This window comes from Pseudonocardia sp. ICBG162 (assembly GCF_020496225.1).
Lineage (GTDB): Bacteria > Actinomycetota > Actinomycetes > Mycobacteriales > Pseudonocardiaceae > Pseudonocardia > Pseudonocardia alni.
The window spans coordinates 118,297-142,984 of record NZ_JAHLJD010000013.1 but is presented as its reverse complement, the minus strand read 5'-3'; the positions used below and the strand labels follow the sequence as shown (position 1 = coordinate 142,984).

23 protein-coding genes are annotated in these 24,688 nt (G+C 75.5%); 9 read left to right on the top strand and 14 right to left on the bottom strand.

The window, feature by feature from the left end; translation table 11 throughout:
• Nucleotides 1–11: 11 nt before the first annotated feature.
• From KPL60_RS04010 to KPL60_RS03960, 11 genes are all read right to left on the bottom strand, one after another.
• Nucleotides 12–599, bottom strand: a complete 588-nt coding sequence (locus tag KPL60_RS04010; protein WP_226364949.1) for an NUDIX hydrolase — start codon at nucleotides 597–599, stop codon at nucleotides 12–14.
• Nucleotides 596–1,720: a glycosyltransferase family 4 protein gene (locus KPL60_RS04005; RefSeq protein WP_226364948.1), complete on the bottom strand. Its 1,125-nt coding sequence runs from the start codon at nucleotides 1,718–1,720 to the stop codon at nucleotides 596–598. The genes KPL60_RS04010 and KPL60_RS04005 overlap by 4 nt, the downstream gene beginning before the upstream one ends.
• Nucleotides 1,717–2,607, bottom strand: coding sequence for a phosphatidylinositol mannoside acyltransferase (locus KPL60_RS04000; protein ID WP_226364947.1), 891 nt, complete (start codon nucleotides 2,605–2,607; stop codon nucleotides 1,717–1,719). The genes KPL60_RS04005 and KPL60_RS04000 overlap by 4 nt, the downstream gene beginning before the upstream one ends.
• Complete coding sequence (gene pgsA / locus KPL60_RS03995; protein WP_226357400.1) at nucleotides 2,600–3,214, bottom strand: phosphatidylinositol phosphate synthase; 615 nt, start codon at nucleotides 3,212–3,214, stop codon at nucleotides 2,600–2,602. The genes KPL60_RS04000 and pgsA overlap by 8 nt, the downstream gene beginning before the upstream one ends.
• Nucleotides 3,215–3,308: 94 nt before the next feature.
• Entirely contained in the window at nucleotides 3,309–3,866 is a 558-nt protein-coding gene (locus KPL60_RS03990) for an HIT domain-containing protein (protein WP_226357401.1), read from the bottom strand.
• A gap of 50 nt (nucleotides 3,867–3,916) precedes the next feature.
• Nucleotides 3,917–5,659: a biotin carboxylase N-terminal domain-containing protein gene (locus KPL60_RS03985; RefSeq protein WP_226364946.1), complete on the bottom strand. Its 1,743-nt coding sequence runs from the start codon at nucleotides 5,657–5,659 to the stop codon at nucleotides 3,917–3,919.
• Nucleotides 5,660–5,687: 28 nt separating this feature from the next.
• Entirely contained in the window at nucleotides 5,688–6,500 is an 813-nt protein-coding gene (locus KPL60_RS03980) for a CoA ester lyase (RefSeq protein WP_226364945.1), read from the bottom strand.
• The gene (locus KPL60_RS03975) at nucleotides 6,497–7,006 is read right to left on the bottom strand and encodes a MaoC family dehydratase (RefSeq protein ID WP_226364944.1); all 510 of its coding nucleotides are present in this window, start codon (nucleotides 7,004–7,006) and stop codon (nucleotides 6,497–6,499) included. Before KPL60_RS03975 ends, KPL60_RS03980 begins: the two co-directional genes overlap by 4 nt.
• A complete protein-coding gene (locus tag KPL60_RS03970) occupies nucleotides 7,003–8,928 on the bottom strand; it encodes an AMP-binding protein (RefSeq protein ID WP_226364943.1) in 1,926 nt (641 codons plus the stop codon). The genes KPL60_RS03975 and KPL60_RS03970 overlap by 4 nt, the downstream gene beginning before the upstream one ends.
• Before the next feature lie 18 nt (nucleotides 8,929–8,946).
• Nucleotides 8,947–10,305 carry a carboxyl transferase domain-containing protein gene (locus tag KPL60_RS03965; protein ID WP_226364942.1) on the bottom strand — a complete coding sequence of 453 codons (1,359 nt, stop codon included), beginning with the start codon at nucleotides 10,303–10,305 and terminating at the stop codon, nucleotides 8,947–8,949.
• 168 nt (nucleotides 10,306–10,473) lie between these two features.
• Entirely contained in the window at nucleotides 10,474–11,610 is a 1,137-nt protein-coding gene (locus KPL60_RS03960) for an acyl-CoA dehydrogenase family protein (protein ID WP_226364941.1), read from the bottom strand.
• 121 nt (nucleotides 11,611–11,731) lie between these two features.
• Here KPL60_RS03960 and KPL60_RS03955 point away from each other — a divergent pair, with 121 nt between their 5' ends.
• Entirely contained in the window at nucleotides 11,732–12,340 is a 609-nt protein-coding gene (locus tag KPL60_RS03955; protein ID WP_226364940.1) for a TetR/AcrR family transcriptional regulator, read from the top strand.
• Nucleotides 12,341–12,376: 36 nt separating this feature from the next.
• On the opposite strand, the gene thrS is transcribed toward KPL60_RS03955, so the two are convergent.
• Nucleotides 12,377–14,428 carry a threonine--tRNA ligase gene (gene thrS, locus KPL60_RS03950; protein WP_226364939.1) on the bottom strand — a complete coding sequence of 684 codons (2,052 nt, stop codon included), beginning with the start codon at nucleotides 14,426–14,428 and terminating at the stop codon, nucleotides 12,377–12,379.
• Between the two features lie 112 nt (nucleotides 14,429–14,540).
• Here thrS and KPL60_RS03945 point away from each other — a divergent pair, with 112 nt between their 5' ends.
• The 4 genes from KPL60_RS03945 (at nucleotide 14,541) to KPL60_RS03930 (ending at nucleotide 20,211) form a co-directional block, all read left to right on the top strand.
• Nucleotides 14,541–15,548, top strand: coding sequence for an LLM class flavin-dependent oxidoreductase (locus tag KPL60_RS03945; RefSeq protein ID WP_226364938.1), 1,008 nt, complete (start codon nucleotides 14,541–14,543; stop codon nucleotides 15,546–15,548).
• A 29-nt stretch (nucleotides 15,549–15,577) separates the two neighbouring features.
• Nucleotides 15,578–15,949 (top strand): nuclear transport factor 2 family protein, encoded by a 372-nt coding sequence (locus KPL60_RS03940; RefSeq protein ID WP_226364937.1) that lies wholly within the window; start codon nucleotides 15,578–15,580, stop codon nucleotides 15,947–15,949.
• Nucleotides 15,950–16,332: 383 nt separating this feature from the next.
• Entirely contained in the window at nucleotides 16,333–19,959 is a 3,627-nt protein-coding gene (locus KPL60_RS33520) for a transglycosylase domain-containing protein (protein ID WP_255655312.1), read from the top strand.
• Between the two features lie 39 nt (nucleotides 19,960–19,998).
• Nucleotides 19,999–20,211 carry a hypothetical protein gene (locus KPL60_RS03930; RefSeq protein WP_073574628.1) on the top strand — a complete coding sequence of 71 codons (213 nt, stop codon included), beginning with the start codon at nucleotides 19,999–20,001 and terminating at the stop codon, nucleotides 20,209–20,211.
• A gap of 10 nt (nucleotides 20,212–20,221) precedes the next feature.
• Here KPL60_RS03930 and KPL60_RS03925 read toward each other — a convergent pair whose 3' ends face one another.
• Nucleotides 20,222–21,115 carry a LysR family transcriptional regulator ArgP gene (locus KPL60_RS03925; protein WP_226364936.1) on the bottom strand — a complete coding sequence of 298 codons (894 nt, stop codon included), beginning with the start codon at nucleotides 21,113–21,115 and terminating at the stop codon, nucleotides 20,222–20,224.
• 75 nt (nucleotides 21,116–21,190) lie between these two features.
• On the opposite strand from KPL60_RS03925, the gene KPL60_RS03920 reads away from it, so the two are divergent.
• Genes KPL60_RS03920 through KPL60_RS03905 form a run of 4 tightly spaced genes read left to right on the top strand, consistent with a single transcriptional unit; the run spans nucleotide 21,191 to nucleotide 23,413 of the window.
• Nucleotides 21,191–21,787, top strand: a complete 597-nt coding sequence (locus KPL60_RS03920) for a LysE/ArgO family amino acid transporter (RefSeq protein WP_226364935.1) — start codon at nucleotides 21,191–21,193, stop codon at nucleotides 21,785–21,787.
• Between the two features lie 23 nt (nucleotides 21,788–21,810).
• On the top strand, nucleotides 21,811–22,641 hold the full coding sequence (locus tag KPL60_RS03915) for an AraC family transcriptional regulator (RefSeq protein WP_226364934.1): 831 nt from the start codon (nucleotides 21,811–21,813) through the stop codon (nucleotides 22,639–22,641).
• On the top strand, nucleotides 22,638–23,030 hold the full coding sequence (locus KPL60_RS03910; RefSeq protein ID WP_226357408.1) for a VOC family protein: 393 nt from the start codon (nucleotides 22,638–22,640) through the stop codon (nucleotides 23,028–23,030). The genes KPL60_RS03915 and KPL60_RS03910 overlap by 4 nt, the downstream gene beginning before the upstream one ends.
• A complete protein-coding gene (locus KPL60_RS03905; protein ID WP_226357409.1) occupies nucleotides 23,027–23,413 on the top strand; it encodes an MmcQ/YjbR family DNA-binding protein in 387 nt (128 codons plus the stop codon). Before KPL60_RS03910 ends, KPL60_RS03905 begins: the two co-directional genes overlap by 4 nt.
• 1 nt (nucleotide 23,414) lies before the next feature.
• Here KPL60_RS03905 and KPL60_RS03900 read toward each other — a convergent pair whose 3' ends face one another.
• Nucleotides 23,415–24,593, bottom strand: coding sequence for a serine hydrolase domain-containing protein (locus KPL60_RS03900; protein ID WP_226364933.1), 1,179 nt, complete (start codon nucleotides 24,591–24,593; stop codon nucleotides 23,415–23,417).
• Between the last annotated feature and the right edge of the window lie 95 nt (nucleotides 24,594–24,688).

Below are 24,688 nucleotides of genomic sequence, written 5' to 3'. Positions count from 1 at the left end.
ATCGGAGCTCCTCACATGACGGTCGGACTGCGTGGCGATTCTACGTGAGGTCGCGCAGGTGAACGCGGCGGTTCCGGATCGGCGATCTCGAAGTACACCGGCTCCGGTGCGGTGCCGTGCAGCCGCAGCATCCGCACCAGCCGCCGGGACCGCAGGGCACGGGTGTCGCGGACGGCGTCGTTGTGCACCCGGCGGGCCAGCACGACCAGTACCTCGGCGTCGGCGAGGTCGCCGCAGGGCCCGGGCTGCCCCGGCCCCCGCCCGACGACGGCGAGCTGCCTGGTCAGGGCGTTCTCCGCGGCCTCGCGGGCGGCGCGGCTCCCGGCCGGGTCCCGGCCGTCCGGGGCAGGAGCGGGCAGTGCCCGCGCGGCGACGGCGGCCCGGCGCAGGTCCGGCGGTGCGGCGGGACCGAGCGCGTCGGCGACGGCGAGCGCGACCCGGGCCCGGGCGTCCAGCGCCGCGGCGAGCCCGGCCCGGGCGGCGTCGACCCGCACGTGCAGCCGGTGCAGGCGCCGGACCCGTGTCACGCACCACAGGGTGAGAGCCGCCACCAGCAGCGCCGCGACGACCACTCCCCCGACGACGACGACCGTGCTCACCGCGCGCCCCCGCGCACCAGCGGCCGCGGTGCGCCGGCGATCGCCGCCCGGTACACGCGCAGCACGTCGGAGGCCACGACCGGCCAGTCGTAGCGCTGCGCCCGGTCCCGCCCCGCGGCGGCGAGCCGGGCGCGGGCGGTCTCGTCGTCGAGCAGGCGGGTGAGCGCCGCGGCCAGGGCGAGGTCGTCGCCGGGTGGGAACAGGGCACCGGCACGGCCGTCGTCGAGGACGGCGCGGAAGGACTCGAGGTCCGCGGCCAGCACCGGGGCGCCCGCGGCCATGGCCTCGGTCAGCACCATCCCGAAGCTCTCCCCGCCGCGGTGCGGTGCGCAGAACACCGCGACCGAACGCAGCGCGGCGGCCTTGGTCGCCTCGTCGACCGGCCCGAGCAGGTCGATCCGGCCCGCCAGCCCCGGCCCCGCGGCGCGCCGCAGCCGGTCGCCGTCGCCGCGGCCGACGACGAGCAGCCGCACGTCCGGGCGGTCGGCCACGACCCGGCGCAGTGCGGCCAGCAGCACCGGCATGCCCTTGCGGGGCTCGTCGAAGCGGCCGACGTAGCCGACCCGCACCGCGCGCGGCAGGTCCAGTGCCGGCCCGTGGGCGAACCGGGCGACGTCGACGCCGTTGGGGATCTCGGTGGCGTCCCCGCCCAGGTGCTCGACCTGGACCCGGCGGGCGGTCGCCGACACCGCGATCCGCGCCGTCACCCGTTCCAGCAGGGGGCGCGCCACGGGTCCGAACGCGGCGAGGACCCGGGACCGCTCGGTGGAGGTGTGGAAGGTCGCGACGACCGGCCCGCGGGCGTCGAGCAGCGCGAGCGCCGACACCGACGGGGTCGTGGGCTCGTGGACGTGCAGCACGTCGAAGTCGTGCGCGGCGAGCCAGCGCCGGGTGCGGTGGCGGGTCAGCGGGCCGAACGCGACGCGGGCGACGGAGCCGTTGTAGGGGACGCCGACGGCCCGCCCGGCCGGGGTGACGAACTCGGGCGCGGTGCCGGTCGTCGGGGCCAGGACCTCGACCGTGTGCCCGAGCGTGCGCAGCGCGGCGGCCAGGTCCAGGACGTGGCGCTGCACTCCCCCGGCGACGTCGAGGGAGTACGGGCAGACGATCCCGATCCTCATCCCGTGCCGACCGGCTGGAGCATGTGCCAGTCCCACGGACGGCGGGCGATCATGTCGCCGAACGCGTCGGCGAGGTGCTGGACGGCACCGGGGCCGGGCGGGACCGGCGCGCCGACCTCGACGCCCCAGGCGTCGTCGGTGAAGTAGGGGTAGGCCGGGTGCAGCGCGGCGCCGGTGAGCCGGGCGAGCCGCGCCGGGCCGGACGGCAGCCGGGCGGGCCCCCCGAGGAACGTCACGTCGGTCCCGGTGCCGGTCAGGTCACGGTCGGCGACCAGGCAGACGACCCCGCCGCGTCGCAGCCGCCCGGTCAGCGCGCGGTGCGCGGCGCGGGGGTCGTCGGCGGTCACGACCTCGAACCCGAGCGCGCGCCGGTAGGCGAGGAACCGGCGGAACAGCGGCTCGGGGCGCAGCCGCTGCACGACGGTGGTCAGCGCCGGTTCGAGCCCGAGCCGGTCGAGCTCGCGCAGCAGGTAGAGCCCGGCGAGGTCCCAGTTGCCGGCGTGCGGGAGGGCGAACACGACCCCGTGCCCGGACCGGGTGGCCGCCAGCGCGCCGGCGACGCCGTGGGCGTGCGGGTGCATCGCGGCGTGCACCGCGGCGGGGTCGAGGCCGGGCAGCGCGAACGCCTCGCGCCAGTAGCGGGCGTAGCTGCGCATCCCGGCGGCGACCAGGGCGTCGAGCTCGGCGGGTGTCGCGTCGGGGCGGGCCCGGTGCAGGTTGTGGCGCAGCCGTCGCACCCCGGGGCCGTCGCGGCGGACCGCGAGCGCGGCGCCGGCGTCGAACGCCCGTCCGACGACGCCGGCCGGCAGCCGCCCCGCGACCCGCCAGCCCGCCGCGTACCCGGCGGCGCTCAGCGCGTCGGTGGTGCGCGTCCGCAGGTCAGGCACGCGGGGCCTCGCGGGAGCTGAGCCGCACCGCCAGGATCCGCTGGCCGAGGGTCACCGCCGTCCCGATCGCCAGCACGACGAGGGTGACGGTCAGCGCCCACGGCACCCCGATGCCGGACAGGAACGCCCCGACCAGACCGAGGATGAGCCGTTCGGCGCGTTCGACGAGGCCGCCCTCGGCGGTGAGCCCGACGGACTCGGCGCGGGCCTTGACGTACGACACGATCTGGCCGCCGACCAGGGCCACCAGCGCCGCGGCGCCGGCCAGGGGCTCGGCCCCGCCGGTCAGCGCCCACCAGGCGAGCCCGGCGAACAGGGCGCCGTCGACGATCCGGTCGCAGGTGGAGTCGAGCACCGCCCCGAACGGGGTGCCGTGCCCGCGGGCGCGGGCCATCGCGCCGTCGATCAGGTCGGTCAGCACGAACAGCGTGACCAGCACCGCGCCGAGGGCCAGCCAGCCGGTCGGCAGGAACGCCAGCGAGCAGGCCACGGCCCCGACGGTGCCGAGCACGGTCACGGTGTCCGGGCTGACACCGCGGTCGATCAGGGCCCGCCCGACGGGGTCGGTGAGCCGGTTGACGTGCGCGCGGGCGAACAGGTTCAGCATCGGCGGCTGCGTGCTCCCGTGCAGGACGGCGGCGGTGGGGGACGCTGCCAGCGTAGTCCGACACCGGGTCCGCCCGCCGTCGGCGCGGCCGCAGTCAGCGGCGTGGCGGTTCCCACGCCTGCGCCAGCTGGTCGCGGGTCTCGGCGAGCAGCTGCGGGATCACCTTCGTCTGCCCGACGACGGCGATGAAGTTCGCGTCCCCGCCCCAGCGCGGGACGACGTGCTGGTGCAGGTGCTCAGCCAGCGACCCGCCCGCGACGTGGCCCAGGTTCAGGCCCACGTTGAACGCGTGCGGCGCCGCGACCTTCTTCATGGTCACGACGGCCTGCCGGGTGAACGCCATCAGCTCGCCGGCCTCGGAGTCGGTGAGGTCCTCCAGGTCCGCGACGTGCCGGTAGGGCAGCACCATCAGGTGCCCCGGGTTGTACGGGTGCAGGTTCAGCAGCGCGAACACCTCGTCGCCGCGCGCGACGACGAGGTTGTCCGCGTCCGGGTCCGTCGAGTCGCCCAGGGTGTCCCCCCGGGCGATCCGGCAGAACGGGCAGCCGGTGTCACCGGCGCCCTGGATGTAGGCGAGCCGGTGCGGGGTCCACAGCCGGGCGAACCCGTCGGGCGTCCCGGTCCCCTCCTGCGGGACCCACTCCTGCTCCATGAGCCGATCCTAGGCGCCGGGCCCCGCGGCGCAGGACCGTGCCCGGGTGCTCACCCGTCGATCTCGCAGAGCACCGAGCGGACGCTCACCGCGTCCCCGGGCGCCACGGCGAGGCCGCGGACGGTCCCGTCGCGGTGGGCCAGGACCCGGTTCTCCATCTTCATCGCCTCCAGCACCGCGACCAGGTCGCCGCGCGCGACCCGGGTGCCGTCGGTGACCGCGACCGCGACGATCGTGCCCTGCATCGGTGCGGTCACCACCGGCCCGGACGCGCCCGCGGTCTCCGCCCGCCGCAGCGCCGCCGACTCCTGGCGGATCCGCGCCGCGGTGTCGCCGAGCACCGCCAGGCCGGGCACCGGGACCGGGAGCGACCTGCGGCCGACCCGCACGGTGAGGGTGTCACCGACCGGCCCGGGCCCGACGGCGACGGGTCGTTCCTCTATCCACCGGTTGTGCACGGCGAAGGTGTGACCGTCGCCGGTGAAGTCGGGGTCGACGACGACCTCGCGGTAGAACGGCAGCGGTGTCGGCACCCCCTCGATCCGTGCCTCGGCCAGGGCGCGCCGGGCGCGGCGCAGCGCCTGCGGCCGGTCCCGGCCGGTGACCACGAGCTTGGCGAACATCGAGTCGAACCGGCCGTCGACGACGTCGCCCTCGACGACGCCGGAGTCCACCCGCACGCCGGGGCCGGACGGCATCCGGAACACCCGCAGCGGCCCGGGTGTGGGCACGAACCCGGCCGCCGGATCCTCCGCGGTGAGCCGGAACTCGATGCTGTGCCCGCGGTCGGGCACCGGCCCGCCGGTGAGCCTCGCGCCGCCCGCGATCCGGAACTGCTCGGCCACCAGGTCGACCCCGGTGGACTCCTCGGTGACCGGGTGCTCCACCTGCAACCGGGTGTTGACCTCCAGGAAGGACAGGGTCCCGTCCCCGCCGAGCAGGTACTCGACGGTCCCCGCACCGACGTAGCCCGCGGCCGCGCAGATGCGCGCGGCCGACCCCCGCAGCTCCTGCTCCTGGGCCGCGGTGAGGAACGGGGCGGGCGCCTCCTCGACGAGCTTCTGGTTGCGGCGCTGCAGCGAGCAGTCCCGCAGCCCGACGACCTGCACCGTGCCGTGCGCGTCGGCCAGCACCTGGGCCTCGACGTGCCGGGCCCGGTCCAGGAACCGTTCGACGAAGCACTCGCCGCGTCCGAACGCCGCGGTGGCCTCGCGGACGGCCCCGGCGAACGCCTCCGGGATGCCGGCGGCGTCGCGCACCACCTTCAGGCCGCGCCCGCCGCCGCCGAAGGCGGCCTTCACCACGATCGGCAGCCCGTGCTCCTCGGCGAACGCCCGGACCTCGCCCTCGTCGCGGACCGGGTCCCGGGTGCCCGCCGCAAGCGGGGCACCGACCTCGCGGGCGATCCGGCGGGCCGCGACCTTGTCCCCCAGCGCCCGGATGGTGCCCGGCGGTGGCCCGATCCACACCAGTCCGGCGGCGACGACGGCGTCGGCGAACCCGGCGTCCTCGGAGAGGAACCCGTAGCCGGGGTGCACCGCGTCGGCGCCCGCGGACAGGGCCGCCGCGACCAGGGCGCGGGCGTCGAGGTAGGTCGACGCGGCGTCGTCGCCGGGCAGCGCGACGGCGGCGTCGGCCGCGTGGACGTGCAGCGCGTCGCGGTCCGGACCACCGTGCACGGCGACGCTGCGCAGGCCGGCGTCGCGGGCGGCGCGGATCACCCGCACGGCGATCTCGCCGCGGTTGGCGACGAGGACGGTGTGCAGCGGGCGGGGTGGTTCGTCGGTCAGCACGGGGGCTCCTCCCGGCGGAGCGCGTTCCTCACGCGTCCCCCGCCCGGGCCAGGACACCCCTGGCCATCGCGATGTGCACGGCGTCGACCATCCGCCCGTCGACGACACCGACGCCACCACCGGCGGCGTCCAGCACCCGGCGGGCCCGGGCGAGCTCGTCGGCCGACGGGGTGAAGACCTCGTGCGCCGCCCGCACCTGCAGCGGGTGCAGGCAGATCTTGCCGTGGTAGCCGAGGTCGCGGCCGCGGGCGGCGTCGGCGCGGAACCCCTCGGTGTCCCGGACGGCGACGACCGCCTGGTCGACCACCGGGACCCGGGCGAGGTGTGCCGCCAGCCGGACGGCGCTGCGGGCGTGCAGCACCTCGTCGCCGCCGGCGGTCCGCCGTCCGCCCAGGTCGGCGACCAGGTCCTCCGCGCCGAAGTAGGCGGCGTCGGGCCCCTCGGCGAGCAGCGCACGGGCGTCGGCCACCCCGAGCGCGCTCTCCAGCCCGACGACGACGCGGGCCCCGGACGGCAGTGCGTCCCGCACCGCGCGGAGCCGGCCGGGGTCCTCGTACTTGGGCAGGACCACCCCGTCGGCGGCCGCGCCCGCCGCGGCGGCGAGGTCGTCGTCGTGCCAGGGCGTGCCGGGCGGGTTGACCCGGATCAGCACCGTGCCCGCGCCGGGGCGGTCCGCGGCGAGCGCGGTGACCACCGTGTCGCGGGCCCGGGCCTTGTCGGCGGGGGCGACCGCGTCCTCCAGGTCGGCGACGACGACGTCGGGCCGGCTGCGGACGACCTTCGCGAGCAGCTCCGGGGCTCCGCCGGGCACGAACAGGACGCTGCGCACCGCGAGGGTCACGACCGGCCCCCGGGAGCGGGGCGCCGGTGCATCAGCCCGGTGCGGCGGGCCCGGCAGACCAGGTCGCCGTGCTGGTTGTGGGCGCGGTGCTCGAACACGACGATCCCCGCGTCCGGCCGGGAGCGGGACTCGCGGGCGGAGACGACCTCGGTCTCCACCCGGACGGTGTCGCCCGGGAACACCGGGTGCGGGAACGCGACCTCGTCGAGGCCGAGCTGGGCGACGATCGTGCCCAGGGTGAGCTCCGGGACCGAGAGCCCGACGACGAGCGCGACGGTGAACATGCTGTTCACCAGCGGGCGGCCGAACTCGGTGCCCGCGGCGTACTCGGCGTCGAGGTGCAGCGGTGCCGGGTTCATCGTCATCGTCGTGAACAGGACGTTGTCGGTCTCGGTGACGGTGCGCCGGGTGGCGTGCCGGACGACGGTCCCCACCTCGAGCTCCTCGAACCAGCGACCGGACACGGCCCGGTCGGCCCGGTCGGCATCAACCTCGGCGCCGCTCATCCGCGCACCACCGCGGCGGTGACGTCGAGGGCGGACCGGTCCTCCATCGCGGAGGTGTCGCCGGTGGGCTCGCCGTGCACGACCAGGTCGCGCAGCAGCCTGCGCATGATCTTCCCGGTGCGGGTCTTCGGCAGTGCCGTCGTGACGTGCACCCGGTCCAGCCGGGCGTAGCCACCCAGCTCCGCGACGACCCGGCGGCCGATCTCGGCCGCGACGTCGCCGGACCCGTCGCCCGGACCGAGGGTGACGAACGCGATCGGGACGGTGCCCTTGGTGGGGTCCGGCACCCCGACCACCGCCGCCTCCACCACCGCCGGGTGCGCGGTGACCACGGCCTCGATCTCCATCGTCGAGATCCGGTGCGCCGCCACGTTGATCACGTCGTCGGCCCGGCCGAGCACCCACAGGTGCCCGTCGTGGTCGACCACCGCCTCGTCGTGGGTGGCGTACCGGCCCGGGAACCGCCCGAAGTAGGTGTCCAGGTACCGCTGGTGGTCGCCCCACACCGTCCGGGCCAGGGTCGGGAACGGCGCGGTCAGCACCAGGTTCCCCTTCACCCCCGGTGCCACCTCGACCCCGTCGTCGTCGACGACGACCCAGTCGTGCCCGGGCACCGCCGTCCCCACCGAGCCCGCCTTGAGCGTCTCCACCCCGGCCACCGGATAGGTCCAGGTCGAGCCGGTCTCGGTCTGCCCGTAGGCGTTGACCACCGGCACGTCGAACGTCCGGGTCGTCCACGCGAAGGTGTCCGCGTCCAGCGGCTCGCCCTGCATCGTGATCAACGACAGCGCCACCGGGTGCGCCGCGGCCAGGTCGTCACCGAACTTGCGCAGCATCCGCGCCACCGTCGGCGCCATCAGCACCTTCGTGACCCGGTGCCGGGCACAGATCTCGTAGAACCGCGAGCTCGACGGCGTGTCCAGCGCGCCCTCGAAGCAGGCGATCGTCATCCCGCACGCCAGTCCGCCGACCACCGCCTGGATCGGGAAGGTCAGCCAGCCCACGTCCGCCGCCACCCAGTACACGTCCCCGTCCTGGCGGCCCGCCTGCCAGTACGCGTTCGCCCAGGTCCCCACCAGGAACCCGCCCACCGAGTGCACCACCCCCTTCGGGGTCGACTCGGTCCCGCTGGTGAAGATCAGGAACGCCGGCTCGTTCGGGTCCAGCGCCACCGCGTCGCACCCGGCCGCCCCCGAGGTGAGCAGGTCGGCGTAGCGGTGCTCGCCCCCGGTCAGTGCGGTGTCGTCACCGGTGCGGTCGACCACCACCGTCGCCCGGACCGACGGGGCCCGCGAGCGTGCCGCCCGCAGCGTGGCGAGCAGCTCCACCCGGTTGCCCCGCCGGTAGCTCGCGTCCGCGACGACCACCACCGACGCACCCGCCGCGGCCAGCCGCGACGCCACGGCCTGCTCCCCGAACCCGGCGAACAGCACCGTGTACACCGCACCGATCCGGTTGCACGCCTGGATCGTGGTGAACGCCTCCACCAGGTTCGGCATGTAGACTGCGACGACGTCACCACGGGACACGCCGAGCTCGCGCAGGCCCGCGGCCAGCGCCGACACCTCGACGGCCAGCTCGCCGTAGGTCAGCGTGCGGGTGTCGCCCGGCTCGCCCTCCCACACCACCGCCGCCCGGTCCCGGGTGGCGGGGTCCTCGGCCCACCGGTCCACACAGTTGTCGGCGACGTTGATCAGGCCGCCGTCGAAGTAGGTGAAGTCGGGCAGCCCGCCGGTGCGCAGCCGCTCCCAGGGCCGCATCCAGCGCTGCCGGCCCGCCGCCCACTCCCAGTACTCGTCGGCGGTGCCGAACCCGCGGACGTGGGCCAGCTCGGCCTCCCGCTCCGGTACCCGCCACCGCTGTGGCAGCACCCGCAACGGCTCCGCGATCAACGCGGCCAGCGGGTCCGTGCTCTCGGACATCGTCGTCCTCTCGCAGATCTACACAGGGCTGATCAGGTGGTGCCGACGGCCGGTCGTGCGGGTCCAGCCGTCGGCGTCGTTCATCCGTGCGACGAGCTCGGTGCGCAGCTCCCCCGGTGCGACGACGGCGTCGACGACCAGGTCGCTCCCCATCCGCAGCAGGTTCACGTCCGCCTCCTGCTCGGCGGTGCGGGCCGCGACGTAGGCGGCCCGCTCGCCGTCGTCGCCGATGGCGGCGATCTTGTTGGCGTACACCGCGTTCACCGAGGCCTCGGCCGCCATCGGGCCGATGGTGGCGGTGGGCAGCGCGAGGGTCGCGCGGGGCTCGAAGCCGGGGGCGCACATCGCGTAGTAGCCGGCGGCGTAGGCCTTGCGCAGCACCACGGTGAACTTCGGGACCTCCGCCGAGGACATCGCGGCGATCAGCTTCGCGCCGTGCCGGATGATCCCCTGCCGCTCGACGTCCACCCCGACCATGAACCCGGGGACGTCCTGCAGGAACACCAGCGGGATCCCGTAGGCGTCGCACATCGAGACGAACCGGGCGGCCTTGTCCGCGGAGTCGACGAAGATCGCGCCGCTGCGGACGTCGGGCTGGTTGGCCACCAGGCCCACCACCCGCCCCTCGAGCCGGGCCAGTCCGACGACGATCTCGCGTGCCCAGCGGGCCTTGATCTCGAAGAAGGTTCCCGCGTCGACGACGCCCTCGATCACGTCGCGCACGTCGTAGGCCTGGTTCGGATCGGGCGGCACGACGTCGCCGAGCACCCGTTCCGGCGGGACCGGCTCGGCGCGGGCGGGCGGGGACCGGTAGTCGTCGGGCAGGTAGGACAGCAGCAGGCGGGCGGCCGAGACGGTCTCCCAGTCCGAGCCGAACACCTCGTCGCCGCAGCCGGAGACCGAGGCGTGCATCTGCGCCCCGCCCATCTCCTCCAGGGTGGTGCGCTCACCGGTGACCTTCTCGGCGACCCGCGGGCTCGCCAGGTACATCGAGGCGTGGTGCTCGACCATCCCGACCCAGTCGCAGAAGGCGGGCATGTAGGCCCCGCCGGCGGCCGAGGGGCCGTGCAGGCAGCAGATCTGGGGGACCCGCCCGGAGAGCCGGACCTGCAGGTGGAAGATCGCCGAGGCACCGCGCCTGCCGGGGAAGAAGCCCATCTGGTCGGTCAGCCGGCCACCCGCGGAGTCCACCAGGTAGACCACCGGGAGCAGGTCGCGGTCCGCGCGTTCGAGGATCCGGATCTGCTTCTCGCACGTCAGCTCCCCCCAGGACCCGGCCTTCACGGTGAAGTCGTGGGCGATCACCGCGACCCGGCGGCCGTCCACCCGGCCGACCCCGGTGACGACGCCGTCGGCGGGCAGACCGTCGGCCGCCACCGGAGGCGAGCAGACCGTCCTCGACGAACGTGCCGGGGTCGAACAGCACCCGCAGCCGGTCGCGCACCGGCATCTTCCCGGGCCAGCGGGAGGCGTCTCCCCCGGCCAGCGCCCGCTCCCGGGCGGCGGCGACGTCGGCCCGGGTCGGCGCGCCGGTGGTCGAGGCGCTCATCCGGCGGTCCCCTTGGCGAGGATCTCCAGCTGGATCTCGTCGGTTCCGCCCCCGATCCGCAGGACCCGGGCGTCGCGGTAGTGCCGGGCGACCGGGGACTCCTCGACGAACCCGGCTCCGCCGAACAGCTGCACGGCCTCGTCGACGATCCGGTTGGCCGCGATCGCGGCCACGTACTTGGCCCGGGCCACCGAGGTCTCCGCCTCCGGGTGCCCCGAGGAGAGCCGGGCCGCGGCCCGGTGGGTGAGCAGCCGGGCCGAGTCCAGCTCGATCTCCATCACCGCGACGCGGTGCCGGATCGTCTGCAGCCGGGCGAGCGGGGCGCCGAACGCCTCGCGCTCGCGGACGTAGGACCGGACCAGGTCCAGGCACTCCGCCGCGTGGCCCAGCCCCATCCCGGCCAGCGCGATCCGCTCGAGCTGGAACCCCTCCATGATCTGGTGGAAGCCGCGGTTCTCGGTACCCACGACGTCCTCGGGGCCGACGGCGACGCCGTCGAGGACCACCTCGCGGGTGTCCGAGGAGTGCCACCCCATCTTGCGCAGCGGGCGGCCCACGGACAGGCCCGGCGCGTCGGTGGGCACCACGAACAGGGTGATCCCCGAGTGCCGGGGCCCGCCGGTCCGCGCGGCGACGACCAGCACGTCGGCCAGCCCGGCGTTCGTGATGAACATCTTGCGGCCGTCGATCGTCCAGCCCCCGCCCGCGGGCCGGGCCGTGCTGGTGATGCCGGCGACGTCGGACCCGGTCCCCGGCTCGGTCACCGCGATCCCGGCCATCGCCTCGCCCGCGGCGAGCGGGCCGAGCCAGCGCCGCTGCTGGTCGGGGCTGCCGTGGCGGACCAGGTGGGGCGCCGCCATGTACCCGCTGACCAGAGCGGTCACCGCGATCCCGCCGGTGGCCCTGCTCAGCTCCTCGGCCAGCAGCGCGACGGCCAGGGCGTCCGCGTCCGAGCCGCCGTGCTCCTCGGGGGTGACCAGCCCGAGCAGGCCGGCCGCGCCGAGACGCTTCCACAGCTGCATCGGGATCGCCCCGGCCTGCTCGGCCTCGTCGACCACCGGCCGGATCTCACGGTCGGTGAAGTCCCGACAGGTCCGCCGGAACGCCTCGTGCTCCTCGTCGAGCTCCCACATCTATGGCGCGCCTCACAAAATCGACCGACCGGACGGTCGAATACTGGGCCGACCGGGCAGCCCTGTCAACCCGCCCCGGGGCTACCGTGAGCGGGCCCGACCGCACGACGGAAGGAACCCGATGGCCGGCACGGCCCTGACCAAGGCGGACGCCCGTCGGATGCGCGTCCTCGCGCTCTCGGCCGAGATCTTCTCCCGGCGCGGCTTCCGGGCGACGTCGATGAACGAGATCGCGGCCGCGGTCGGGCTGTCGAAGCCGACGCTCTACCACTACTTCCGCAGCAAGGAGGAGCTGCTGGTCCGGCTCTACTCCGACGTGCTGGACGAGAGCCTGGTGCTCGCCCGCGAGACCCTCGCCGCCGCGGGCTCACCGCTGGAGGCGATCCGCGACCTGATCGCGTCCCGGGTCGCCTACACCTGCCGGCACCAGTCGCTGCTCAAGGTCTGCTTCGAGGAGGAGCACGAGCTGCCGGTCGAGCTGGCCGGCGAGGTGCTCCGGCGACGGCGCGCGTTCGAGGACGTCTTCCTCACCGCGCTGCGCGACCACCTCGCCGCGCACCCCGGCGCACTCACCGGGATGACCCCGAAGGTCTACATGAACATGTGCCTGGGCGCCGCGAACTGGAGCTACAAGTGGTACCGCCCGGACGGGAGGTCCACTCCGGAGGAGCTCGGCGCCGGGATCGCCCGGTCGCTGACCACGGCGATCGACCCGGACGCCCGCGGGTGACGGGGTGCGCCCGGGCGGCACCCGGGCGCACGACCGTCAGGACGCGGGGAAGGTCTCCGCGGTCGGGGAGACGTTGCTGCGCGACGACACCCACGCGGTGATCGCCGCGACGGCCTCGTCGACCGGCACCGCATTGGTCTGCGAGCCGTCGCGGAAGCGGAAGCTCACCGCGCCGGCCTCGACGTCGCGACCGCCCACGAGCAGCAGGAACGGCACCTTCTGCAGCGTGTGGGTGCGGATCTTCTTCTGCATCCGGTCGTCGCCGGAGTCGACGTCGATCCGGATGCCCGCGGCGCGCAGCCGGGCGGCGACGTCGCGGACGTAGTCGTCCTGGGCCTCGGTGACCGGGATCCCCACCACCTGGACGGGGGCCAGCCACGCCGGGAAGGCGCCGGCGTAGTGCTCGGTGAGCACGCCGAAGAAGCGCTCGATCGAGCCGAACAGCGCGCGGTGGATCATGACCGGGCGCTGCCGGGAGCCGTCGGAGGAGGTGTACTCCAGCTCGAAGCGGTCCGGCAGCATCAGGTCGACCTGGATGGTCGACATCTGCCAGTAGCGGCCGATCGCGTCGCGGGCCTGCACCGAGATCTTGGGGGCGTAGAACGCGGCGCCGCCCGGGTCGTCGTGCAGGGTCAGCCCGAAGCTCTCGGCGGCGTCGCGCAGCGCCTGGGTGGCCTCGGCCCACGACTCGTCGGAGCCGATCGACTTCTCCGGGTTGCGGGTCGACAGCTCCAGGTAGAAGTCGTCGAGGCCGTAGTCGCGCAGCAGGTCCAGCACGAACTGCAGCAGGCTGCGGATCTCACCCTGCATCTGCTCGCGGGTGCAGTAGATGTGCGCGTCGTCCTGGCTGAACCCGCGGGCCCGGGTCAGGCCGTGCACCACACCGGACTTCTCGTAGCGGTAGACGGTGCCGAACTCGAACAGCCGCAGCGGCAGCTCGCGGTAGGACCGTCCGCGCGAGGCGAAGATCAGGTTGTGCATCGGGCAGTTCATCGGCTTGAGGTAGTAGTCGACGGCCGGCCGCTTCAGCTCGCCGTCGGCGGTGTACTCCGCGTCGAGCTGCATGGGCGGGTACATGCCCTCGGCGTACCACTCCAGGTGGCCGGACTTCTCGAACAGCGCGCCCTTGGTGGCGTGCGGGGTGTAGACGAACTCGTACCCGGCCGCGGCGTGCCGCTCGCGGGACAGGTCCTCCAGCTCCTTGCGGACGACGCCGCCCTTGGGGTGGAAGACCGGCAGGCCCGACCCGATCTCGTCCGGGAAGCTGAACAGGTCCAGCTCGCTGCCCAGGCGGCGGTGGTCGCGCCGCTCGGCCTCGGCGATGCGCTCCAGGTAGGCGTCGTGCGCCTCCTGCGACTCCCACGCGGTGCCGTAGATCCGCTGGAGCTGGGCGTTGCGCTGGTCGCCCCGCCAGTACGCGGCGGCCGAGCGGGTCAGCGAGAACGCCGGGATGAACTTGGTGGTCGGCAGGTGCGGGCCACGGCACAGGTCCGACCAGACGACGGCGCCGGTGTGGGCGTGCACGTTGTCGTAGACGGTGAGCTCGCCGGAGGAGTCGACCTCCATGACCTCGCCGTCGTCGGCGCCGCCCTTGAGGTCGATCAGCTCCAGCTTGTACGGCTGGTCGGCCAGCTCCGCGCGGGCCTCGTCCTGCGAGGCGTAGCGACGGCGCTCGAAGCGCTGCCCCGCCTTCACGATCTTCTTCATCGCCGACTCGATCTTCTTCAGATCCTCGGGGGTGAAGGGGGTGTCGACGTCGAAGTCGTAGTAGAAGCCGTCGGTGACCGGCGGGCCGATGCCCAGCTTGGCCTTCGGGAACAGCTGCTGGACGGCCTGGGCGAGCACGTGCGCCGCCGAGTGCCGGATGACGCTGCGCCCCTCCTCGGTGTTCGCCGGGACCGGCACGACCTCGGCGTCGGCCTCGGGGGCCCAGGCCAGGTCGCGCAGGGCGCCCTCGGCGTCGCGCACGACGACGATCGCCTCGGGACCGCTGGTCGGCAGCCCGCCCTCCCGGACGCGCGCGCCGGCGGTCGTCCCGGCCGGCACCCGGATCGGGGCGGACGCGGGCGGGGCGGACGGTGCGGACACGGGGGTGCCTCCAGGGTGGTGCGAACGGATGGACCTCCGATGCTAGTCGGGGGCCGCGAACCGGTTTCGACCGCCGGGAAGACACCCGGCGGGTGCGGGTGTTGCAGCCGTCGTGGTCCCTCTCTCCGTGCTCGACCTGGTCCCCGTGGCCGACGGCTCGTCGGCCACCGACGCGCTGGCGCACAGCACCCGCCTGGTGCGACGGGCCGAGGAGCTGGGCTTCACCCGCTACTGGGTCGCCGAGCACCACGGCATGCCCGGGATCGCCAGCTCGTCGCCGCCGGTGCTGATCGCGCACCTGGCCGGGGCGACCGAGCGGATCACCGTCGGCTCGGGCGGGGTGATGCTGCCCAACCACCGCCCGCTCGTCGTCGCGGAGCAGTTCGGCACCCTCGAGGCACTGCACCCCGGCCGGATCGACCTCGGCATCGGGCGCGCCCCGGGCACCGACCCCCGGACCGCCGCCGCGCTGCGCGGGACCGGGGCCGACCGGCTGCACGCCCCGGACGACTTCCCCGACCAGCTCGTGGAGCTCGCGGCCTACTTCCGTGGCGACGCCGGGGTGCTCGCCGTCCCGGCCGCGGGGAACGCGCCGACGATGTGGCTGCTCGGCTCGTCGGGCTACTCGGCGAAGGTCGCCGGGATGCTCGGGCTGCCGTTCGCCTTCGCCCACCACTTCTCGGCCGCGAACACGCTGCCCGCGCTGGAGCTCTACCGCGAGCACTTCCGGCCCTCGGCGATGCTGGCGCAGCCGTACTCGATGATCGCCACCGCCGTGACCTGCGCCGACACCGACGAGCGCGCCCGCGAGCTGGCACTGCCCTCGGCGCTGCAGTTCCTGCACCTGCGCCTCGGCGACCCACGCCCGCTGCCCGGCCCCGAGGAGGTCGCGGCCTTCGACTGGACCGACGCGGCCCGGGCGTTCGTCGAGCAGCGCCAGGCCGACCAGGTCATCGGGTCGCCGGAGACCGTGCGGGCCGGCGTCGAGGAGCTCGTGGCCCGGACCGGGGTGGACGAGCTGATGGTGACGACCTCGACCTTCCGCGGCGAGGACCGGCTGCGCTCCTACGAGCTGCTGGCCGGCGCCGTCGGCCTGCGCCCGGCGGCCGCGGCCGCCTGACCCGGGGAGTGTGGGGCATGATCGCGGGCGTGAACGACGCCGCCGCCCGCTTCCGGGCCGCGATCGAGGCCGGAGACCTCGACGCGGCCGTCGCCCTCTGCCGCGACGACGTCGAGTTCCGCTCGCCGGTCGTGCACCGCCCCTACCGGGGCCGGGACGCGTTGCGCCCCATCCTGGGCGCGGTGTTCACCGTCTTCGGCGGGTTCCACTACGTCGCCGAGTACTCCGGCGACGACGGGCACGTCCTCGAGTTCGCCGCGACCGTCGGGGAGCGCGAGGTGCAGGGCGTCGACGTCCTGCGCACCGACGACGAGGGCCGGATCCGCGAGCTCACCGTGCTCGTGCGGCCGCTGTCGGCCGCGGTCGCGCTGCGCGACCGCATGGGCCCGCTGCTCTCCTGACCCGTCGCCGCAGGTCGCCGTCGGGGTTGCCGCCGCCCGTCGATCGACGACGGCCGGTCGTCCCGCCGGGTGCGGCCGTCCGGCCGTCCGGCGCTGGGCCGCCCGCGCGTCGTCGCACGCAACCGGCCGTTGCTCGACGCAGTGATCGTGTCGCCTGTGCATCCCTTCGGCCGCGGGCACGATGGTCCGCATGCCGCACCATGATCGGGCGATCCGGTCACGGAGCGCGCCATCACCCCGCTGACGTGCCGACATTCGAGTGACGTCGATCAGGTGGGCACAACGCCGCCCTCCGGTCCCTCGTTGACACAGCGAACTCGTTGACCGGGTGAGACCACGCCACCGTCCGGCTCCGCCGGCCGTCGACCAGAAGGGAGAGCCGGTTGCCCGCAGGCCCGCCCCCACCGCCGCGGTCGCGCCGCTCCCCCGAGTCCGATTCCCACGGATCGTCCGGCTCCGGTCGTGCGGTCGACACCGAGGAGCGCCCGACCGGTCGGCACGGCAGCGACCAGGTCGCCCGCGACGACTCCGGCGCCCCGGCCCGGCACGGCGCCCCCGCCGGTGGACGGCGCGCGCGGTCCGCCGAGCCGGAGGCCCGTTCCTTCGCCGACGTCGTCCGGGCGACCGGGTCGACCGGACGTTCCGGCCCGGACGGGGCACGCGGCACCGGGGAGGACGGCGGCACCGGCCGTCGGCGCTCCCGGCGGGCCGGCGAGGCCGCTCCCGCGACCGCCGCCCCCGGTACCGGGGCCCCGGCGGATGGCGCCCCCGCACACAGCGCCCCTGCGAACGGCGCTCCCGTGAACGGCGCTCCCGTGAACGGCACCTCTGCGAACGGCTCGAGCAACGGCTCCGGGGGCAGCGGCTCCGGCACCCCCGGCCCCGCGGGCAGCGGCTCGGGCGGCAACGGCTTCGGCACCCACGGATCCGGGGGCAACGGCTCCGGCGTCAACGGCTCCGGGGGCACCACGAAGGTCGGGCTGCGCGTGCGCGGCGGCACCGTGCCCCGCGAGCCCGGCAGCACCCCGCGGCCCGGCACCACCGGCGCGACCCCCGCGGGCCCGCCCCCCGCGGCCGAGCCCCGGCACACCACCGGCCCGCAGCGGCGCCCCGGCGCCGGCGGGCCCGGCCGACCGGGCCCCGCGCCGTCGTTCCCGGCCGGGCAGCCCACCGCGCCGGCCCCGGCCGGGCCGGTCGACCACCCGGGGACCGGGGCACCACGGCCCGGCACCGGCGACGCCCACGGCGCCGCGCCTGCCCCGGGGCACCGGAACACCGGGCCGCAGGCCCGGCCCCGCCCCGCCCCGGCGGCGCCGAGCGCCCCCGGCGCCGGTCCGCAGAGGGCCGCGCCGCGCCCCGGGCAGCACCCGTCGCTGCCGCCGGTCCCCCGCCCCGCCGTGCCCCCGACCGGTGCCACCCGGCCCGGCCCGGCCTCCGCCGCCACCTCGGCCAGCACCGGGGCCACCGCTGCGGCCACCACGGCCGTCGCCGCGCCCTCGGCACCGTTCCCGGGCCCGGCGGCCCCGGACGGCGCCGCCGCGGCCACCCGCACCGGCCGCCGTCGTCGTCCCGAGCCGGACGAGGGCGCCGGGTCCACCACCGACGCCCTGCCCGCGCGCACCGGCGGGCGCCGCCGCCGTCCCGGACCCGGCGACGCCGCGACCGCGCTCGCCCCCGCCGCCGAGGCCCCGACCGGGCTCGTGCCCGCCACCGCCCCGCGCGGCGACGGCGGTGCGCCCACCGCCCTGGTCGCCGCCCCCGGCGACGAGGCGGGCACCGAGTACGTCGACGCCGCGGCCCCCGGCCCGCGCCGCCGTCGCCGCGCCGAGCCCGACGGACCGTTCGACCGGGTCATCGCACTCGTCGGGCCCGGCGTGGGTGTCGTGCGCCGCCGCCTCGGCATCCTCGACGCCGACCAGAAGGCCGCCCTCACCCCCGAGGAGCGCCGGACCCGGCGTCGCCGGCAGGTCGTGTACTCGCTGGTCGGGACGGCCGCGTCGATCGTGCTGCTGCCGCTGCTGCTGCTCGGGCTCGGCTGGCTGCTGTTCCCGATCCCCAGCACCGACGACGCGGTGCAGAACCAGATCGCCACCGTCTCCTACGCCGACGGCGGCCAGCTCGCCCGCCTCGTGCCCGAGCAGGGCAACCGGATCAAGGTCGGGATGGACGCCATCCCGGTGCACGTGCGCGAGGCCGTGCTGGCGGCCGAGGACCGGTCGTTCTACTCGAACCCGGGCTTCGACTTCACCGGCATCCTGCGGGCGATGGTCGCCCAGCTGACCGGCGGCGTCGGCGGCGGGTCGACGATCACCCAGCAGTACGTCAAGAACACCCTGGTCGGCAACGACGCGACGTACTGGCGCAAGTACAAGGAACTGATCGTCTCGCTGAAGGTCTCCGGGCAGAAGTCCAAGGACGAGATCCTCAACGACTACCTCAACGCCATCTACTTCGGCCGCGGCGCCTACGGCATCGAGTCCGCCAGCCTCGCCTACTACGGCAAGCCCGCGGCCCAGCTGACCCCCAGCGAGGGCGCGCTGCTCGCCGGGATCATCCAGTCGCCGTCCAACTGGGACCCGGCGAACTCCCCGGACCGGGCGAAGCAGCGCTGGAACTTCGTCCTCGACGGCATGGCCGCCCAGGGCTGGATCTCCAAGGCCGACCGGCAGGCCGCCGTGTTCCCGCAGACCATCGCGCCGGAGAACACCTCGCGCTCGTCGTCGCTGACCGACGCCCGCGGCCACATCCTCAACGCGGTCCGCTCCGAGCTGGGCTCGCTGGGCATCTCCGAGCAGGCGTTCGCCCAGGGCGGCCTCCAGGTGACGACGACGATCGACCCGCAGCGCCAGCAGCAGCTCACCGACTCGGTCGAGCAGAAGCTGCGCGGCGAGCCGGAGCTGCTGCGCACCGGCGCGGTCGCGATCGACCCGCGGACCGGCGGCATCCTCGGCTACTACGGCGGGTCGAACGGCACCGGCCTGGACTACGCCCAGGTCATGAAGCAGCCCGGGTCGACGTTCAAGCCGTTCGCCGTGCTCGCCGGGCTCCTGAACGACCCGCCGATCGGCCTGGGCACCACCTTCGACGGCTCCGAGCGGCCGGGGCTGCGCAACGCCGAGGGCGCCAACTGCCCGCGCTGCGACCTCAAGCAGGCGATGACGATCTCCAACAACGTCGTCTTCACCAAGCTCGCCGCGCAGGTCGGGCCGCAGAAGGTCGCCGACGCCGCCCGCCTCGCCGGGATCACCGCGCCGCTGGAGAACCCCGACGCGCGGCTCCCGCTGGGCAACAAGGAGGTCACGCCGGTCCAGCTGGCGTCGGCCTACGCCACCATCGCCGCGGGGGGCGTCTGGCACGCCCCGCACATGGTGTCCAAGGTCGTCGACTCCGACGGCCGGGTGCTCTACGAGTACCAGCCGGGCGAGGGCGAGCAGCGCTTCCCCGAGCAGGTGGCGCGCAACGTCGTCGAGGCGATGATGAACGTCGTCGACAACGACGGGCTGCAGCTGCCCGACGGGCAGGAGGCCGCCGGCAAGACCGGCACCGTCCAGTCCCGCTTCGAGGGCCAGAACAACGACGCCTGGTTCGCCGGTTTCACCCCCGGGATCGCGACGGCCGTGTGGGTCGGCACCGACCGCAACGACCCGATCCAGGACTCCGCGGGCCGCCCGATCAACGGCGCCGACCTGCCCGGATCGGTGTGGAAGGCGTTCATGTCCGACACCGTGCGCACCACCGGCACGGCCGAGTTCCCGGCGTTCAGGCCGATCGGCGAGTCGCCCTCCACCCTGGCGCCCAACGAGCCGACCGCCCCGCCGACGCCGACGAGCACGCCGTCGGCCGAGCCCACGCCGGAGCCGAGCACGGACCCGGTCGCCCCCACCGATCCCCCGGCCCCGATCGAGCCGACCGGCGTCCCGGAGACCACCGGCGACCCGGTGCCCGCCCAGCAGGACGAGACGCAGCCGGGTGCCGACGCGGGCCGCGCCGCCGACCCGACCGTCGGCTGATCCGCCCCGTTCGCGCCGCGGCCGGGCTACCGTGGACGGGTGACCGGTGACCATCACTTCGAGGTGGTGGCCTGGCGGGCGGACCGCAGGCTCACCCTCTACGTGCCGGGCATCGAGGCGTCGACCACCGTCGACGACCCCCGGGTGGCCGAGGACGCGGTCCGCGACCTGATCGCGGACCTCACCGGCGTCGACCGCGGGGTCATCACCTGCGACATCCGGCTCGGACGCCCCTGGCGGTCCGGGATCTGAGACCTCCCGGTCAGCGGGCCGGCGGCACCAGGATCGTCGCCGCCGCCGCGCAGACCGACTCGGTGAGCGCGTCGAGCACCGTGGTGCTGAGCTTCCAGTGCTGCCAGTACAGCGGGACGTCGAGGTGGCGCTCGGTGTCGAGCAGCACGAGCCGCCCGGCGGCCGCGGCCTCCCGGGCCGGGCCGTCGGTGAACATCCCCCAGCCCAGACCCGCACGGATCGCCTCGTGGTAGCCGTCGGCGGCGGGCACCCGGTGCGCCGGGCCGGTGCACGGCCGGTGGGTGAGCCCGCGGACGAACCGGGTCTGCAACACGTCCTTCGACCCGAAGTCGACCCGCGGGGCGAGCGGGAACGCCTCGGCCGGGTCCCGCCCGGCGAACCACCGGTCGTACACCGCCCGGGCGGCGACGGGCCGGTAGCGGGTCGCGCCCAGCGGCCGGACCGCGCAGCCCTGCACCGGTGCCGACGACGTCGTCACCGCCCCGACCACCGAGCCCTCACGGAGCAGGGCCGCGGTGTACTTCTCGTCGTCGACGTGCAGGTCCAGCCGGACCCCGTGCCGGGCGGCCAGGGGGACCACCGCGGACAGGAACCAGTGGGTCACCGAGTCCGCGTTCACCGCGATCGGCAGGTGCGTGCCCGCGGTGTCGGCGCTGCCGAACCCGGCCTCGACCTCCCCCTCCAGCACCGCGATCTGCCGGGCCAGCCGCAGCAGCGCGGCCCCCTCCTCGGTCGCGACGCACGGACGCGTACGGCGCACCAGGATCCGGCGCGCCTGCCGTTCCAGGGCCTTGATCCGCTGGGACACCGCGGACGGCGTGATCGACAGCCGCGCGGCGGCGGCGTCGAAACCGCCCTCCTCCACCACGGCGCTCAGGGTGGCCAGCCGCTCCCGGTCGTACATGAAGCAGATCTACAGTTCATGACGTTCTTTCAGTTGCTGACGTCTTCCTGACGCGGTCGGCCTAGCGTCGGTGACGTGAGTGTGCTGGCGGGATTCGGGACGGGACTGTCGCTGATCGCGGCGATCGGGGCGCAGAACGCGTTCGTGCTGCGGCAGGGGCTGCGACGCGAGCACGTGCCGGCGGTGGTCGTGTTCTGCGTGCTGGCCGACCTGGTGCTGGTGACCGCGGCGGTCGCGGGCGTCGGGCTGCTCGTCGACCGCGTACCGGGGCTGGTCGAGGTGGTGCGCTGGGGCGGCGTGGTGTGGCTGACCGCCTACGGCCTGCTGGCGCTGCGGCGCGCCCTCCGGCCCGGTGCGCTCGACGCCGACCCCCACGGCTCGGCCCGGCCGCTCGTGCCCGTCCTGGGGAGCGCGGCGGCCCTGACCTTCCTCAACCCGCACATGATGCTGGACCTGCTGGTGCTCGGGTCGCTGGCCGCCGCGCACGGCGACGACGGCCGGTGGACGTTCGGCGCCGGGGTGGTCGTGGCCAGCCTGATCTGGTTCTCCGGGCTCGGCTTCGGCGCGGCGCGGCTCGCGGGGCTGTTCGCCCGGCCGACGGCGTGGCGGGTGCTCGACGGCGTCGTCGCCACGGTGATGCTCGGCCTGGCGGTCGCGCTGGCCGCCGGATGAGGAGTGGGGGTACAACATCGTCCATGTCCGCCGAGTACGTGCCGGGGCGACCGCCCGCCGCGCTGCGCGGGCACGTGCTGCGCTACCTCGGCTACCGCGAGCACGCCGCCGCTCCCCTGCGTCGTCGCCAGCCGCCGTCCGCCGGGACCGCGCTGATCCTGGGGCTGCACCCGCTGACGCTGTCCGGGCCGGCCGTCGGGACCGGGTCGGCGGCCGCGTTCGTCGGCGGCCTGAGCGACACCTGGGTGCTGACCGAGTTCACCGGCCCGCAGGCCGGGGTGCAGGTGGACCTGACCCCGGCGGCGACCTACACCCTCCTCGGCGGGCGGGCGCTGCCCGGCGGCACGGTGCCCCGCCTCGACGAGCTCGACGACCCCGTGCTCGCCGCGCTGCCCGCCCGGCTGGCCGCCGAGCCGACCTGGGACGGCCGGTTCGCGCTGGTCAGCGCGCTGCTCGCGGACCGGCTCCTGGACGACCGGGCCCGCGTCCCCGCACCCGAGGTGCGTTACGCGTGGGACCGGCTCAGTGCGACCGCGGGCCGGGTCGGCGTCGCGGAGCTGGCCGCCGAGACCGGCTGGAGCCGCCGCCACCTGCAGTCCCGGTTCCGGACCCAGGTCGGTCTCGCGCCCGGGACCGTCCGCCGGGTGCTGCGCTTCGCGCGCGCCGCGGAGCTGGTCGGGGCCGGGCGGGCACCGCTCGCCGTGGTCGCCGCCGGCTGCGGCTACGCCGACCAGGCCCACCTCACCCGCGAGTTCCGGGCGCTCGCGGGGATCACGCCCGCCGCGTTCCGGGCCGAGCAGTTCCCATTGCTTCAAGACGCGCCGCCGCGTCCCGGTCAGGATCGGGCGTCATGAGCATCCACCCCACCCTCCGCTACGACGACCCCCGCGCCGCGATCGCGTTCCTCACCACCGCGCTCGGCTTCCGGGAGGTCGCCGTCCACACCGGCGACGACGGCGGGGTCGCCCACGCCGAGCTCGCCTGGGACGACGGCGACGACACCGGCCTGGTCCTGATCGGACCGCGCCGCGCCGGGGGCGACCGCTTCGACACCGGTCGCGCCGTGATCTACCTGACCTGCGACGACCCGGACGCGGTGCACGCCCGCGCGGCCGCCGCCGGCGCGGAGATCACCATGGCGCCGGTCGACCAGGACTACGGTTCGCGCGAGTGCGCCGTCGCCGACCCGGAGGGCAACACGTGGAGCGTGGGGACCTACCGGCCGTCCCCGGGGCGCCCGTGACCGCACGCCACCCGGACCCCGCCGACCCGCTGCCGTGGCTGCGGGAGATCTGCCTGTCCCTGCCCGAGGTGACCGAGAAGGTCAGCCACGGGTCGCCGTCGTGGTTCGTGCGGAAGATGTTCGTCTCCTACGCCGAGCACCACCACGGCCACCCGCACCTGGCGTTCTGGTGCGCCGCGCCGCCGGGCGTGCAGGCCGAGCTGGTCGCCGAGGACCCGGCCCGGTTCTTCCGGCCCGCCTATGTCGGCCACCGCGGCTGGCTCGGGGTGGTGCTCGACGGCACCGGCCCCGACGCCGCCGACCGCGACGAGATCACCGAGATCGTGACCGACGCGTGGCGCTGCGTGGCCCCGGCCCGGCTGGCCGCCCGGCTCGACAGCTGACTCAGGCCGCGGCGCCCGACTCGCGGACGGACCGGAGCAGCGCCGTCAGCAGCCGGGCGTGGTCGGCGTCGGCCTGGCTCGGGACGAGGAAGCGGCGGCGCAGGAAGGCATAGGACAGCTCGTTGCGCGGGTCGGCGAGCGCCTGCTGGCCGCCGGCTCCGCTGTGGCCGAACGACCCGGCCGCGAGCATCGGGTAGACCTCCGAGGAGGCGTGGAACCCGACCGCCCACGCCTTGTGCCGGCGCAGGACCAGGTCGAACCCGGCGGTCTGGATCTGGGCGAACGCGGCGAGGGTGTCCGGGCGGAGCAGCGCGGGGCGGCCGTCGACCGGGCCGGTCGCCGCGGCGTAGAGCGTCGCGAGCGCGCGGGCGGTCCCGATCCCGCCGAGCGAGGCCGGCCCGCGGGAACGGACGACCGGGTGGGCGGGCAGCTCCCACACCTCGCAGCCGTCGGGGTGCCTGCGGTTGAACGCGATCCCGGGGAGACCGTCCGGTGCACCCGCGCCCGCGGCGAGCTCCCGCAGCCGCTCGGGCGTGGCGATCATGGGCTGGGGGGCGAGGAACCGCTGCTCGTCCTCCGCGGGCAGCCCGAGGTGCAGGTCCAGGCCCAGCGGCCCGGTCAGCAGCTCGCGGACGAGCGCGCCGACCTCGGCCGAGGTGGCGCGGCGGACGACCTCGCCGGTGAGGGCCGACTCCACCAGGGCGTGGTAGCCCGACGACGTGCCGGGACGCCAGAACGGGCGCTGTGCGCCGAGCCGCTCGGCGACCAGGTGGTCGTCGGAGAGCTCGTCGACGGAGAACCCCTCGGGTGTGCCGACCAGACCCGCCTGGTGGGCGAGCAGCTCGCGCAGCAGCAGGTCCTGCTTCCCACCGGTGGCGAACTCCGTCCAGTAGTGCGCGACCCGCTCGTCCAGGTCGAGGACGCCCTGCTGGACGAGCAGCGCGACCAGGAGGTGCGTCACGCCCTTGGACGCCGAGTAGATGCCCTGCAACGAGTCGGGCGCGGTCTCCGGCCCGGCCCACAGGTCCACCACCGGGCGCCCCCGGTACCGGGCCGCGACCTGGGCGTCGAGCGGCGCCCCCTCGGCCGCGAGCAGCGCGGCGAACGCGTCCCGCACGGGCTCGAACCCGTCGGCCACCGTGCCCCGGACCGTGTCCGTCGCCGTTCCCGTGATCGTCATACCGCTCCCCGCTCTCCCGCCGACCGCCAGTTAGTAACCGTCGGATACTAACCGATTCGGGAACCCGGCCGAGCCGGCTCACGTCCTAGAGTCCG